11 protein-coding genes are annotated in these 14,714 nt (G+C 32.1%); 8 read left to right on the top strand and 3 right to left on the bottom strand.

From position 1 onward, the window contains the following. Positions 1–44: 44 nt before the first annotated feature. From ACXAHM_RS00305 to ACXAHM_RS00295, 3 genes are all read right to left on the bottom strand, one after another. Positions 45–1,343: a porin gene (locus ACXAHM_RS00305; RefSeq protein WP_474958388.1), complete on the bottom strand. Its 1,299-nt coding sequence runs from the start codon at positions 1,341–1,343 to the stop codon at positions 45–47. Between the two features lie 493 nt (positions 1,344–1,836). After that, positions 1,837–2,667, bottom strand: coding sequence for a PASTA domain-containing protein (locus ACXAHM_RS00300; protein ID WP_474958387.1), 831 nt, complete (start codon positions 2,665–2,667; stop codon positions 1,837–1,839). A gap of 10 nt (positions 2,668–2,677) precedes the next feature. Further along, on the bottom strand, positions 2,678–5,377 hold the full coding sequence (locus tag ACXAHM_RS00295; RefSeq protein WP_474958386.1) for a D-alanine--D-alanine ligase family protein: 2,700 nt from the start codon (positions 5,375–5,377) through the stop codon (positions 2,678–2,680). Between the two features lie 246 nt (positions 5,378–5,623). Here ACXAHM_RS00295 and ACXAHM_RS00290 point away from each other — a divergent pair, with 246 nt between their 5' ends. From ACXAHM_RS00290 to pheT, 8 genes are all read left to right on the top strand, one after another. Continuing rightward, positions 5,624–7,450 (top strand): DUF885 domain-containing protein, encoded by a 1,827-nt coding sequence (locus tag ACXAHM_RS00290; RefSeq protein ID WP_474958385.1) that lies wholly within the window; start codon positions 5,624–5,626, stop codon positions 7,448–7,450. A 73-nt stretch (positions 7,451–7,523) separates the two neighbouring features. Further along, a complete protein-coding gene (locus tag ACXAHM_RS00285; RefSeq protein WP_474958384.1) occupies positions 7,524–8,210 on the top strand; it encodes a hypothetical protein in 687 nt (228 codons plus the stop codon). Positions 8,211–8,246: 36 nt separating this feature from the next. Next, the gene (locus ACXAHM_RS00280) at positions 8,247–9,227 is read left to right on the top strand and encodes a M28 family peptidase (RefSeq protein WP_474958383.1); all 981 of its coding nucleotides are present in this window, start codon (positions 8,247–8,249) and stop codon (positions 9,225–9,227) included. A 9-nt stretch (positions 9,228–9,236) separates the two neighbouring features. After that, positions 9,237–9,659: a hypothetical protein gene (locus tag ACXAHM_RS00275; RefSeq protein ID WP_474958382.1), complete on the top strand. Its 423-nt coding sequence runs from the start codon at positions 9,237–9,239 to the stop codon at positions 9,657–9,659. An 85-nt stretch (positions 9,660–9,744) separates the two neighbouring features. Further along, the gene (locus ACXAHM_RS00270) at positions 9,745–10,335 is read left to right on the top strand and encodes a glutathione peroxidase (RefSeq protein WP_474958381.1); all 591 of its coding nucleotides are present in this window, start codon (positions 9,745–9,747) and stop codon (positions 10,333–10,335) included. Positions 10,336–10,408: 73 nt separating this feature from the next. Further along, positions 10,409–10,984 (top strand): methyltransferase domain-containing protein, encoded by a 576-nt coding sequence (locus ACXAHM_RS00265; RefSeq protein ID WP_474958380.1) that lies wholly within the window; start codon positions 10,409–10,411, stop codon positions 10,982–10,984. A gap of 24 nt (positions 10,985–11,008) precedes the next feature. Beyond that, the gene (locus ACXAHM_RS00260; protein ID WP_474958379.1) at positions 11,009–12,067 is read left to right on the top strand and encodes a GAF domain-containing protein; all 1,059 of its coding nucleotides are present in this window, start codon (positions 11,009–11,011) and stop codon (positions 12,065–12,067) included. Positions 12,068–12,223: 156 nt separating this feature from the next. Beyond that, positions 12,224–14,653, top strand: a complete 2,430-nt coding sequence (gene pheT / locus ACXAHM_RS00255; protein WP_474958378.1) for a phenylalanine--tRNA ligase subunit beta — start codon at positions 12,224–12,226, stop codon at positions 14,651–14,653. Positions 14,654–14,714: the final 61 nt, after the last annotated feature.

Genomic DNA, 14,714 nt, shown 5'->3' with positions numbered 1-14,714 from the left:
CTGAGTAATCAAAACGACTTTTTTCATATTGTGCATACAAGTAATTAAAAATTCACCTGCATTTGTAATCTTAATAAATTTCCTGATTGATCATTCACAGGATTTTGAGAGTCTATATAAGTTCTATCTGCAATTACATACATTGCTACAAACTCAATAAATGGATTAGGTTGCCACTCTACTCCTATCTCTAAATCATTTACACGGTAACTTCTAGCATCTAATTCAAATTTCTTACCTCCATGATAGTAGATATATCTTGTGAATGGAAAGAATGTGTGATGTCCATAATTAAACTTACCGTATAACATAGCATATCCACCATGTAAATTTTGTTCTTTTACTAAATTAGATTCAGGATCATATTCGGGACCAACTCCATAATTATATTCTGCCTGTAAACCAATCGGCTGTGGGTACCAAACAAATGTACCTCCTACTCTAGCATCTTTAAAATTATGACCTGCAGCATAGATTGGCACCATTTGCCCGTCATCTCCTTCTACTTCAGTTTGTAATCCCTCTGAAACGGTTGGTAAAATATATTGACCATAATAACCATGTAATGATATTTCCATAATTTGATTATTAGCAAATTGGAAAGGCCACGAAGCTCTTGCTACGACATGAAGGTTTTCATTTCTATCAGGCTGATTAATACCTTGACCATTAAAAACACCTAAAGCAAATGTACCATAGTTTCCGCTGTGCTTTAAATTATTTTCTTTCATATACTCATACACCTTTCTTACTTTTTGAGGTGTATGATATAAAACAGCCATTAAATCACGCTCATTAGGTAAAGCTGAGTTAATTGCATCAGTTCTGTCTAATGGAATTCTATATTGAGAAGACTGCATATTTTCATAACCAAAAGGGACTTTACTTTGTCCTACTCTCAACCATGTTGATTTATGATGATCAAAATATACATCCATGTAAGCATCTCTTAAAGTTGGTGTACCTGCAAAATCTGCTTGCATATACATATAGACATTGTCCATCAACCAACCACTTACTTTTAAACGTACTCGGCGAAGTGAAATTCCTTTATCTGCTCCCCAGTTTTTATCCATTTGTGGAACAGACAATTCAGGATTAGTCTCAAATAAACCATTATATCTCGCTTGAATATAACCGCTCACTCTGATTCTATCTGACCATTTTTTTGGTAAAGCTTGCTGAACAAGACCATCTTTATCTTCTTCCTGAGTAAGAACTGAATCCGTTTGTATTTGGTTTTCATTTCTTTCTGAGGATTGAGCTAATAAAGTTGTTGTAGTGATGATAAAAAGACTTGATAGGATTAATCTTTTCACCTTAATATCTAGTAATCGTTTCATTTTGAAATCAAGTAGTATGTGTAAGTGATTGCAATGTTAGAGGGTTTTAAATTCTTTTTTCAATAAAAATTTACAATTAACATAGAGTTAATATTGGAGAAATATTATAGAAACAATGAAGAGATTTTGTGTACTTAATGTTTCTTATCCATAGTAATATTCATATTAATAATAGTAGTTTACAATGAACATAAAAAACCAACTTCATTCATTATCAATATATAAATGTATTATCTACAATTATATTTTTAAGTAGTTATTTAAATTTATTAACATTACGTAAACAGTATAGAAACACTAAAGAAACATATAGCGTCATTTAAATGAACTAAACATTAATAATTTCCTTTTCATCATAATTCAATTCATTATATTAACATAGCATTCATAACGCTACTTAAACTATATTATAATTTCATATAGAAAAATAGATTTTTGACATAAAAAAAGCCACCTTTCATAAGGTGGCTATCTTGTAAAAACTAATTTTACTTTATTTCTTATTTCCTGAGAATTCAGAAACCCAAATATTGACTGTTCGTCCTAATCTAATTTTTCTGCGTTTACCAGTTTCTGGATCCCTTGTCGTTGGTGATTGTTTTATCACAACTCCAGGAATTGTATCGTACTGAACATATTGTACTCTACCTTTTCCTAATCCTAAACCATATAAAGTAAACTCGGCATCTCCTTCAGTCATTCCTACTAAATTAGGGATATCAGTATCAGGATTTCCCATTCCGTCACCAACAATTAAATCGATTTCAGTACCTTTTAATACACTAAATCCTCTTTTCAACTGTTCTTTAGAAATATTTCTTCCTTTATATCGAACACCTAATACGTTATTGACAAAACGATCTGGTTTTCTTTCTACTGATCCTATTTTAAGACCTAAATTTTTAATTCTAACCACAGCATTTTTTAATGAACCATCAATTAAATCAGGCAATTCAATAGCTGCAGGCTTAGAGGGATTAATCGTCAAATAGATCTTACGATTATCTTTCACTTTTTCACCAGACAAAGGTGTATGTGATAAGACGGTTAAGTAAGGTAGATCTGGATTATAATTTACCGCTGAGGAATCAAAAATCTCATATCTTAGACCAGCAGATTCTAATCGTTTGATGGCGTCATCAACTGATAAACTATCTACATCTGGAACAGTTACTGTCTGTCCATGTTTAGTCGAAGATGGTAAATACACGTAAAAAAATAAGGTAGATAATACAATAGCTGTAATTATCATTAAAATGATATTGATAAATAAAGCCGATGGAGTATCTCCAAAAATAAACTTCTTCAGTTTCTCTTGATCCATAATTTATTTGCTAAGATTTAGCTTCAGTTCGTTTAATTCCGTAATCTAAAATTCTATCGATAAAATCAAAAGGTTTATACCCATTAATTGCTGCTTGATGGAAAATAGCAGTTGCTGGCGTCATACCTGGTAATGAGTTCACTTCGATAATAATCGTTTCCACTCTTTTCTCTTTTTTCCAAATACGAACAAAAGCATCTATTCTACAATAGCCTTGAACATTTAATTCTCTGGCTACATGTTCAAGATCTTTTCGAACATTCTCAGAAATCCATTTTTGCTCTTCAGGATCTGGAGAAAAACGTGGCGGTGTGATATTCTGTCCTTCACCTGCAAGGAATTTTTCTTCTAAAGATAAAATTTCTCCACTTGCTAATGCTTCTGAAGGTTCAAATACCTCATATGAACGAGTACCATCATCATGCCACTTCGTCAACATTCCTCCTGTGATCTCTAAGAAATGATCAGCGCCTAGTGGACTAATCAACTCTTCAATCAAGATACATCTTTTACTTGGAAACTCTTCATTTTTATCAAGACTTAGTTTTTCACGAAGTACTTCTTCAACCTCTTCTTCTTCTCTGAAAATAGCTTGAGCAAAGTTCTCCAATTGTTCCCTCGTCTTGATCATCATTACAGCAGAACTACATCCATCATCTGCAGGTTTTGCGATCAATGGATATCTAAAGTCTTTTTCAACTTGATCGATAGCTGATTGAGCATCAGCCAACCAATCTTCTTTTTGTAATAACATATGCTCGGCTACAAAAACTCCTGTCTTTTTCAGCAATTCTGTAGTAACATATTTATCTATTGTAATCTGACTACTATCGACATCAGATCCATTGTAAGGAATTCCTTTTTCGTTCAAATGTTGCTGAACAGCACCATCTTCACCAGGACGACCATGTAAAGCAATAAATACAGCATCAACTCTTTCTTTTAAAAGGCCATAAGTCAATGACTTAGGATCAAAAGTAGCGTTTGTTGCATATTTATCCGTGATTGGTTTCGCTTTTAGAATGGCTTCCGTTAATACATCATGTTTCTCACCATTCAAGGCTTGTTGAATCTTAAGTTTAATATCATCTGCATTATCTTTTAGCATGATATTAATCGGCAATTCATATAATTCATGATTATCGTGAGCTCCTGTCAAGAAAATTGGAATGGCTTCGTATTTATCTGATGAAGCTAACTTTTCATAGATATTACGACCACTTTCAACAGAAATATGTCTTTCTGAAGAATAACCACCCATAATTACACCTACTTTCTTCGTCTGTTTAGCAGAAGTACTTAATGCATTAATTTTTTCATCCAACCCTTTCAACATTGGTTTAGCCAATCTCGTATTTTTGCCAGAGCGAATTCTACAAGCCAATGAAGTTCTAATAATAAAAGTAAGGAATTGAGAAGGGTTCAATCCAATTTCAGCCGCTTGATGGAAGAAGAAAGAAGAAGGCATCATACCTGAAGTGGTATTCGGATCATTTAAATAAACTGTTCCGTCTGCAGTTACAAAACCATCAATACGTGCGTACACATCAAATTGTAATTTCTTGTACAAGTCTTCACAATCTGCTTGAATTTCTCTTACTTTTTCAATTGGCAAATCAATTGGAGTCACCTTACGGCTCATTCCAGGAAGGTATTTTGATCTATAATCAAATACTCCTTCGTTTCCTCTTACGATCTCTGTTGGAGGTAAAGCTAGCGGTTTTCCGTTTTCATCTTCAATGACAATACAAGAAAACTCTCTACCTTTAATATGTTCTTCAATCAACAACGCCTCTTCAGCATCCAAAGATTGGAAGGCTACTTTAGTATTCGTTGCTAATTGCTCATTGATATATTCTAATAAAGATTTTGGATCATAGATGACTAAATCTTCATGTCCTAATACATAAACAGGAAGGCCAATACCCAAACGTACATCTGTAAAATCGTGGATATAACGTTCTTTTTCTTCTTCTGATAATGTTTTCCAGAAGCTTTGTTCTACCTCTTCTATGAATAATGATTTCTTTGCCGCTTTTAAAAAAGCTTCCTCACTATCCTCTTTTACAATACTTACTCCTAGTGATGAACCTTGTCTTGGTGCTTTCACAACCAATGGCATCCCCAATTTAGATTTTAAACTTGCAAAGGTATTTGATAAAGTATCTTCTTCTAAATCTTTTTCAGTAATTACATCAAAATCAGGAGTCGTTAGTTTCAAATCTGTAAACAACTTCTTTTGTGTAATTTTATCAATACCAATTGCTGAAGAAAGTACACCTGCACCAGAGTAAGGCACATTATACCACTCTAATAATCCTTGCAAATTACCATCTTCACCATAAGGTCCATGTAATGCCAAGAAAGCAAAATCAAATAATTGACTAAACTCATTAGGATTAACTTTACGGCCTACTTTAGCAGCAATGTTAGTTGCTTCTTCTTCTGTAAGCTGACCTAAAGATTCCACATACATCTGAAATCCCTGTAAATCTTGAGGCACACTACTTACTGGCGGGTAAAAATCTCTTACCGTACCTTTATATACATATGACCAATCTAAATGAATAAAATGGCCTAAACTATCTACAAATATTGGAACAGGTTCAAAAAGCTGTTTATTTAGGTTATCATAAACGGTTCTTCCTCCTGCAAATGAGATTTCACGTTCGCGTGAAATACCTCCAAAAAATATCCCTACTTTGATCATGTTTTGCAATTTTTCAAACGATTTAAAGATCAAAAACGAATGACAATCTCCATTTCGTTAATTACGGCCTCAAAAATACAAGAAAATTATTATCTATGGGCATATTTTCTTCTCCATATAACATAATCTAATAGATAACGAACTTATATTTTTTCTTTTTTTTATAATTAATTCAATATCAATTGGAATAGGATGAAAAATATTACAATTTGCTATTTCAATATTTAAACTTTTCAAATTCGACTAATGCGTAATTATTTAAATCTACTATCATCTGCACTATTATCTATTTTTATTTTTTTTAGTTGCCAAAAAACAAATGAAGTTGCACAAGACGATATCGTTACTAGCAATTTAAAGTTAGATGTATTCTTCGACAGCGTTTTTATGGCTGACCTCGAAAAAAGCCCTGAAGCTTTGACGTACAGAGGTGATAAAAAATACAATGATAGATGGGATGATTATTCCAAAGAAGCTTCCAAAGCTAAAAATCAATCTACTAGACAAGCACTTAAAGTTGCCAACCAATTCAAAAGCGGTGAGTTCTCAAAAGATAGAATTTTAAGTCTAGACCTCTTCAAATATGAATATAATCTTGATATTGAAGGGCAAAAATTTGAAGATTATCAATATACATTCAATCAAATGTATGGTACTCAAAGTAATGCTCCAGCATTTTTAATTGGTTTTCATCAAATCAAAAACGTGAAGGATGCAAAAAACTACATTGCTAGAATCAATAAAATTCCTACAATGATGGCACAACAAATTGAAAATGCTTTACAAAGTGAAAAAGCAGGATTTGTTCTTCCAAAATTCTTATTTCCGAAAGTATTAAGTGATTGTAAAAATTTACTTCAAGGTGTTCCTATCACTAAATCAGAAACACTACACCCTCTAACACAAGATTTCTACAATAAATTGGATCAATCAGAGATCAAAGAGGAAGAAAAAGAAGCCCTAAAAGTTGCATTTAATAAAGCGATGGTAGAAAGTTTTGCTCCTACCTACAAAAATTTAGTAACTGTTTTAGAAGCACAAGAAAAAAGAGCTACTAATGATGCAGGTGTTTGGAGATTACAAGATGGAAAAGAGTTCTATGCTTACAGTTTAAAAAAAATTACTTCAACTGATTTAACAGCTGAACAAATTCATCAAGTTGGTTTAAGAGAAGTAACACGCATCCATGGTGAAATGGAAGTAATTAAAAATAAAGTAGGCTTCAAAGGTACTTTACAGGAGTTTTTCACTTTTATGAAAAAAGATGCACAATTCTATTACCCTAATGATGCCGATGGTAAAGCTGCTTATTTAGCAGATGCTACATTCATTATTGATTCAATGAGAAATCGTTTGGATGAATTATTTATTACAAAGCCTAAAGCACCAATTAAAGTCAAAAAAGTAGAGGCCTTTAGAGAAAAAACGGCTGGTAAAGCATTTTATAATAATCCAGCAAAAGATGGTTCTAGACCAGGGTATTATTATGCTAACCTTTATGATATGAATGAAATGCCTAAATATGAAATGGAAGCATTAGCGTATCATGAAGGTATTCCGGGACATCATATGCAATTGGCATTAGCACAAGAATTAGAAGATATTCCAGAATTTAGAAAAGAAGCACATTACACAGCATATATTGAAGGGTGGGGATTATATTCAGAATATATTCCTAAAGAATTAGGTTTCTACAGTGACCCTTATTCAGATTTTGGTCGATTAGCAATGGAATTATGGCGTTCATGTAGATTAGTAGTCGACACAGGTATTCATGATAAAAAGTGGACAAGAGAAGAGGCCATTGCCTTTTACACTGATAATACTCCAGCGGCTTATGGTCAATGTGAAAAAATGGTAGATAGACATATTGTAATGCCTGCCCAAGCAACTGCTTATAAAATTGGTATGAATAAAATCCTTCAATTGAGAGATAAAGCAAAATTAGAAATGGAAGACCAATTTGACATCAGGGAGTTCCATGAAGTAATGCTTTGTAACGGTCCTCTTCCTCTTTCAATTCTAGAAAGTTTAGTAGACAATTATATTCAGAAAAATACACAAACAATGTAATACAATAAACCCTCAATAGGTTTTATAGAGAAACATCCATTATATTTATCTCAAATCTAATGGATGTTTTTTTATGCGTTTTATCTTAATATTTTTCTTATCACTCATCATTTCTAATCAGACTTTAGCACAAAAGTCTATGCAATTGATTTCTTCTTTTGCTAAGTTTTTGGAAGAAAAATCTGATAAAAAATTATACCCAGACAATTATCATTTTTCTGAAGCTTTTATCGTTAAAGAAAGTACCAATAATGAAACTAAAAACTTTTATATTTTAGTAGACCATCAAAATAAATATTTCGGAATGTCTTCGAATTTAAATGAAGAGGAAGTACTCTTATTTGATATTCAATTAGATCAATTAATTTTATTCTGCTATTTAGAAAATGAACAATTTGCTATTAGTGGGCCTCTTTCTTTTTTTGACACAAACAATTCTAAAAATAAAGATTATCAATTTACTAAAATAGAAAAGGATGTATATCAAGATGCTGCCAACAACCTAAAAATTGAACTCACTAATAAAAAAGAATTTGATAATTATGGATTAAAAAAAGGTTTTTGGATGATAATTCAAGAATCTTCAACATTACAAGTTCCATTATCTCAAAAAGGTGTTATTTTAAATTTGGAAAAGCTGAATCAAAATTCTAGTTATTCCATTATTGGTAAAGAAAAAATCAACTTAAATTTTTCAGTCCAAAATTGTAAACTTTTAGATTTTAATTCTCTAGCCGATTCTACTTTAAATAAAAATTAGATTTATACTAAACCACCCAAAAACAACCGTTAAAGAATGCTTGAAGTTATCTATATACTCAGTTTTATTGTCATCGCATTGCCAATATTAGCTATCTATTTTCTCTACATGCCTACTTCTTCAAAGTTTTCTCCTCAAAAGGCAGGAGGAATAGATTCATCTCCACAAGAATTAGAAAAACATGTAAGAGCCCTTTGTTCAACAAGTGATTATCGAAACTATAAAAATAAAGAAGCACAAGAAGAAGCTATTGAGTATATAGAAAATCAGTTTAATGCATTTGGATATGAAACAAATGTTCAATCATTTGAAGCGGCTGAAGAAAAATATAAAAACATCATTGCTTTTTATGGCGACCCAACTTTAGAAAGAGTTGTAGTTGGTGCACATTATGATACTTTTGGAGATCAACATGGTGCTGATGATAATGCTAGTGGGATTGCAGGTGTATTAGAAATAGCTCGATTACTAAAATTACATCAGCCAAAACTTGACTTTTGTATTGAATTAGTAGCTTATGCTAATGAAGAACGCCCTTTTTTCACCACTAAAGGAATGGGGAGTTATGTTCATGCTGAAAGAAATATTTCCAATAAAGTCAAAACAAAATTAATGGTATGCTTAGAAATGATTGGCTATTTTGATGATAAAAAAGGCAGTCAAAGTTATCCCATTAAATTTCTAGATAAGTTATATCCTAAAGAAGCCAATTTCATTGCAGTTGTTGGCAATTTATCAAACCACTTTGCTGTCAAAGGATTCAAAGAAGGAATGAAAAAGACGTCAAAGACACCAATCTATTCTATAAATGCACCTTCATCCATTAGAGGATTAGCCAATTCTGATCACAGAAATTATTGGCATTTCAATCAAAATGCATTGATGATTACAGACACCTCGTTTTTCAGAAACCCTAATTATCACACAAAAGAAGATACTCCTGAATCTCTAGATTTCAACAGAATGAATGAAGTCATTCGTGGGACTTTCTTTGCTATCACTCAATTACAATCTTAAAATAATACCATGAATTACATAGAAAAGTACAAAAGTGATTTCCAAAAAATCGAATGGAATGAAACTTCTAAAATTATAAAAAGTTCTTGGAATACTCCTATGAATCTTTCTGAAGATATATATAGAAATGAGTTGAATGAATATTTTAGGGTAATTGAAAATGAAACTCCAAAGCTAATATTAGTAGATGCAGTAAAAGCTTACTATAATATACTTCCCGAAACACAAGATTGGATAAACGAGAGAAATTTACAGATTCACAAGAAGATAGGATTAAGAAAAATGGCTTGGATTGTTTCTAGTGATTTATTTTCACAAGTTTCTTTTGAACAAGCACTTGATGATATCAACGAAAATGGCGATCTTTTTAAATTACAATATTTCGATGATGAAGAAAAAGCCACAAATTGGTTAACGAACTCCTTGGATTAATTATATTTTATCTATAATTTTACAGTTATTATCAATTATAAATTTTAACGTCACATAATTTTTCACTACTAAATCTATCAAACCTATGAAATATTTTTTTATTACATCGCTAATTATCAGTTGTATTACTTTAATATCATGTACGAAAGTACATCTTTCAAGCCCTGAAACTACAACTACAGAAGAAAGAAAAAGAGAATCACAGTTCTACGGTTTCAAAATGAAAAAGTTAAATGGTGAAGTTCTTGACTTTCAAACGTTAAAAGGAAAAAAGATTTTAATTGTAAATACAGCATCTAAGTGTGGTTATACTCCTCAATATGAAGCATTACAACAACTTCATGAAAAAATGGGAGATGACTTGGTAATTCTTGGATTTCCATGTAATCAATTTGGTGGTCAAGAGCCAGGTTCAAGTGAAGAAATTGCTTCATTTTGTAAATTGAATTATGGTGTCACTTTTACAATGATGGAGAAAATCAATGTAAAAAAAGGTGATGACCAAAATCCACTTTACAGATGGTTATCAGATCCGGCTGAAAATGGCTGGAATGATGAAGCACCATCTTGGAACTTCTGCAAGTATTACATCAACGAAAAAGGAGAATTAAAAGACTTTTTCAATAGTAATGTAAAACCACTTGATGAGGACTTATTAAAGTCTGTTTCAAAATAAGACAAAATTCAAAAAAATTAAGGGAGTTAAATGCATGTCGTTTAGCTCCCTTTTTTAATTAAAATTAGTGAGAATGGATAAAAATTTTTGGACAGAGAGATACCTTTCTAACAATACAGGATGGGATCTTGGTAGTGTTAGTACACCAATAAAAGAATACATTGATCAATTAGAAGATAAATCTTTGAAAATTCTGGTTCCTGGTTTAGGAAATGGCTATGAACTAGAATATTTATGGAAAAAAGGATTTTCAAACTGTTACGGCTTAGACATCTCTGAAGAACCGATAAAAAATATCAAAAAAAGACTTTCTGGTTTCCCTGAAGAACAACTGTTATGTGATGACTTTTTCAGTTTAAAAGAAACTAACTTTGATTTAATAATTGAACAAACATTCTTTTGTGCATTAAACCCTACGCTCAGGAAACAATATGTGGAGCAAATGTATCGTTTACTAAATAAAGGAGGAAAATTAAGTGGTTTACTTTTTGATTTTGAATTGACCAAAAATGGCCCACCTTTTGGAGGAAGTAAACAGGAGTATTTATCTCTATTTCAAAACAATTTTACTATTAAGACATTAGAAAAATGTTACAATAGTATCAAACCACGTAGTGGGAATGAAATATTTTTTATTGTTCAGAAGTAACAAGAGAGGTACATTTAGCAGATTATGAATAAACAAATAGGTATAAAAGTTCTTTGGCTTGATCAATATGCCAAAATGAAAGAAGAAAACAGTAAACTAAAAGCTAATTTAAAAAGTGCTTTAGAGTACTGTGACGCTTTACTTTCTGAAAAGCAGGATTATGATTTTAAAGATAAAGAAGAAGAACCACTCTTAGAAGCTATTAATTCTATTCGATTACAAAGAAAAGCACTAAAAGTAATTGAAGAAGAAAGAGAATGGGTTTCTGAAGGTTTAACCAAATTTGTTGATATTTTAAGAACATCACAAAGTGGACTTGAAGAACTATGCGATCATATTATCCATAATCTTGTTTCTTATTTAGGTGTCACTCAAGGCGGTTTATTTATCGTAGATGATAATATTGATGACAGGAAGGAACTAATGTTGATTTCTGCTTACGCTTATGAGCGAAAGAAATATATTAATAGAAATGTAAAACCAAGAGAAGGACTGGTAGGACAAGTTTTTATTGAAAAAAGACCTATGTACCTTAAAGAAATTCCTGAACAATATGTAAATATTTCAAGTGGACTAGGTCAAGCAAAACCAACAAATTTATTCATTGCTCCAATGATGATGAATGAAGAGGTTTATGGTATCATTGAATTAGCTTCACTAAATGAAATGCCTGAATTCCAACGTGAATTCGTACTTAAACTTGGTGAAACAATTGCTTCTACAATTGCTGCAACTAGAAATGCTGAACAAATGAAATCTCTGCTAGAAGATTCTCAGATTCAAGCAGAACAAATGAGAGCTCAAGAGGAAGAAATGAGACAAAATGTAGAAGAACTGCAAGCCACTCAAGAAGAAATGAGTCGAAAGCAAAAAGAGATGGAAGCAGTAAATATTAAGACTAAGAATAATGAAGAAGTCTTAAAGAAAGCATTCGAAAAAATGAGTGTTACGGAGGATAATTACAAAGCCAAGATACAAGAACTTCAAAAATTACTTGACGATAAAGATTCAAAAATTGGCTCCTTAAATGACGAAATTCAAGAAAAAAATGACGAAATCGAGAAATTAAGGGGACAACTTTAAGATAAATTCTAAACAAAACATAGGTTATTGCAAGATGTTGCAATAACCTATTATTTTTGCCGTGGAAAATTGTATTTTTACATTTCCATAATTTTTAGAGAAAGTAAACAAAAAAATTGGTTGAGTTTTTAACTCTTCCGACAAAAATAGCGATATATGAAAATCTCCTTAAATTGGCTAAAAGGCCTAATAGATTTAGAAGACAAAACGCCACAGGAAATTGACGAGCTTTTAACCATGTCTGGTTTAGAAGTAGAAGGAATTAGTGAAGTTGAAGAAGTTAAAGGCGGACTGAAAGGTTTAGTAATCGGTGAGGTTTTAGAATGTGAACAACATTCAAATGCAGATAAATTAAGAGTAACAAAAGTTGATCTTGGCGGTGAAGAACCTGTACAAATTGTATGTGGTGCTCCAAACGTTGCTAAAGGTCAAAAAGTTGTCGTAGCTACTGTCGGTGCTGAACTTTTCCCTTCTCCAGAGGAAAGTTTTAAAATCAAAAAAGGAAAAATTCGTGGAGAGGTTTCTATGGGTATGATCTGTGCTGAGGACGAAATTGGCTTAGGTACATCTCATGACGGCATCATGGTTTTAGATACTGATTTACCAAATGGTACACCTGCTGCCACTTATTTTGGTTTAGAAAATGATAATGTTTTTGAAATTGGTTTAACACCAAACCGTGTGGACGGTTCTTCTCACTATGGTGCTGCAAGAGATTTAAAAGTACTTTTATCTCGTGCTATCAAACAAGCAACTAAAGAAGAATTAATCGAAAACTTTAAAGTAGATAATACTTCTACTCCTGTAAAAGTAAACGTACAAGCTGAAGAAGCTTGCCCAAGATATACAGGTTTGACTATTTCTGGAATTACTGTAAAAGAATCTCCAAAATGGATCAAACAAAGATTAAATTCAATTGGCTTATCTCCAATCAATAATATAGTAGATATCACTAACTTCGTTTTACATGAGTTAGGTCAACCATTACATGCTTTTGATTTAGCAAAAGTTACTGGAAATGAAGTAAACGTAAAGTTTGCAACTGATGGTACTAAATTCACTACTTTAGATGAGCAAGAAAGAGAGTTAAAAGACAACGATCTTATGATTGCAAATGCATCTGAAGATATGTGTATTGCGGGTGTATTCGGTGGATTAGATTCTGGTGTTACAGAAGGAACTACTAGTATTTTCTTAGAAAGTGCGTACTTCCATCCAGATTTCATCCGTAAAACTTCTCAACAACATAGCATTAAAACCGATTCTTCATTCCGTTTTGAAAGAGGTTGTGATCCAAATATGTGTATCACAGCACTTAAATATGCAGCAATGTTGATCAAAGAATATGCAGGTGGTGAAATCACTTCTGAAATTGTTGACATCTACCCTACTCCAATTGAAAACTTCATTGTCGATGTAAAATTCAAGAATGTAGACCGTCTTATTGGACAACATATTCCTCAAGATAAAATTATTTCTATTTTAGAAGGATTAGATATCTCAATTTTAGAACGTACTGAAGAAACAATCAAAGTGTCCGTTCCTCCTTACAGAGTGGATGTTCAAAGAGAGGCAGACATCATCGAAGAAATCTTAAGAATCTACGGTTTCAACAGTGTAGCTTTAGATGAGTCACTTTCTACTGATTTCTTAGCTTCCTTCCCTAAAAAGGATAAGCAAATTCTTCAGACAAAAGTAACTGAAATGTTAACGGGTAGTGGTTGTTTTGAAATCATGACCAACTCACTTACTACAAGTAAATATTCTCATGGACTTGCTGATATTGACGATTCAAAAGATGTTACTATCCTAAATATTCTTTCGGCAGATCTTGACGTAATGCGTCAATCAATGTTGTTCAGTGGATTAGAAGTAATCGACAGAAATATCAGACGTCAACAAAAGAATATCAAAGCATTTGAATTTGGTAAAACGTATCATAAAAATGAAGAGGGATACACTGAAAATGAACATTTAGCATTATTCGTATCAGGTACTTCTTCTGATGAATCTTGGATTCAAAAAGCAGTAAATGCTGATTTCCATACGATCTCATCAATAGTAGAAAGAATCTTTGAACGCTTAAACATTCAAGGAATTTCTAAAGAATATGTGAAGAACGATACTTTTGCTTACGGCTTAACTTACACAGCAAGAAAGAAAGTTATAGCTACAGTAGGTATGGTAAACCCTAAAGCTGCAAAATTAGCAGGAGTGAAAACTGAAGTGTTCTTTGCTGATATAGATTGGTCTGCATTAGTAAAAATGTACAGTGCTGATTACAAATTCAAAGAATTACCAAAATTCCCAGAAGTAAGAAGAGATTTATCTCTAGTTTTAGATACTAAAGCTACTTTTGCTTCAATTCAGGAAGTTGCAAAGAAAACAGAGAGAAAATTATTAAAGAACATCAATGTTTTCGATGTATACGAAGGTAAACACTTAGCAGCTGGTCTTAAGTCATATTCTGTAAGCTTTATCTTACAAGATGAAAATAAAACATTAAATGACAAGACTATTGACAAATGTATGTCTGCATTAATCAAAGCTTTTGAAAATCAACTTGGTGCAGTAATCCGTAAGTAGTCCTTAAAGTTCCACTTCTTATCGTTTTGCGGTAAGAAGTGGTTTCATTTTTTTTAATACC

The organism is Flammeovirga sp. AWQ4_249, from assembly GCF_056161045.1.
Note: the sequence above shows the minus strand (reverse complement) of the source record. Positions and strands in the feature narration are given on the sequence as shown.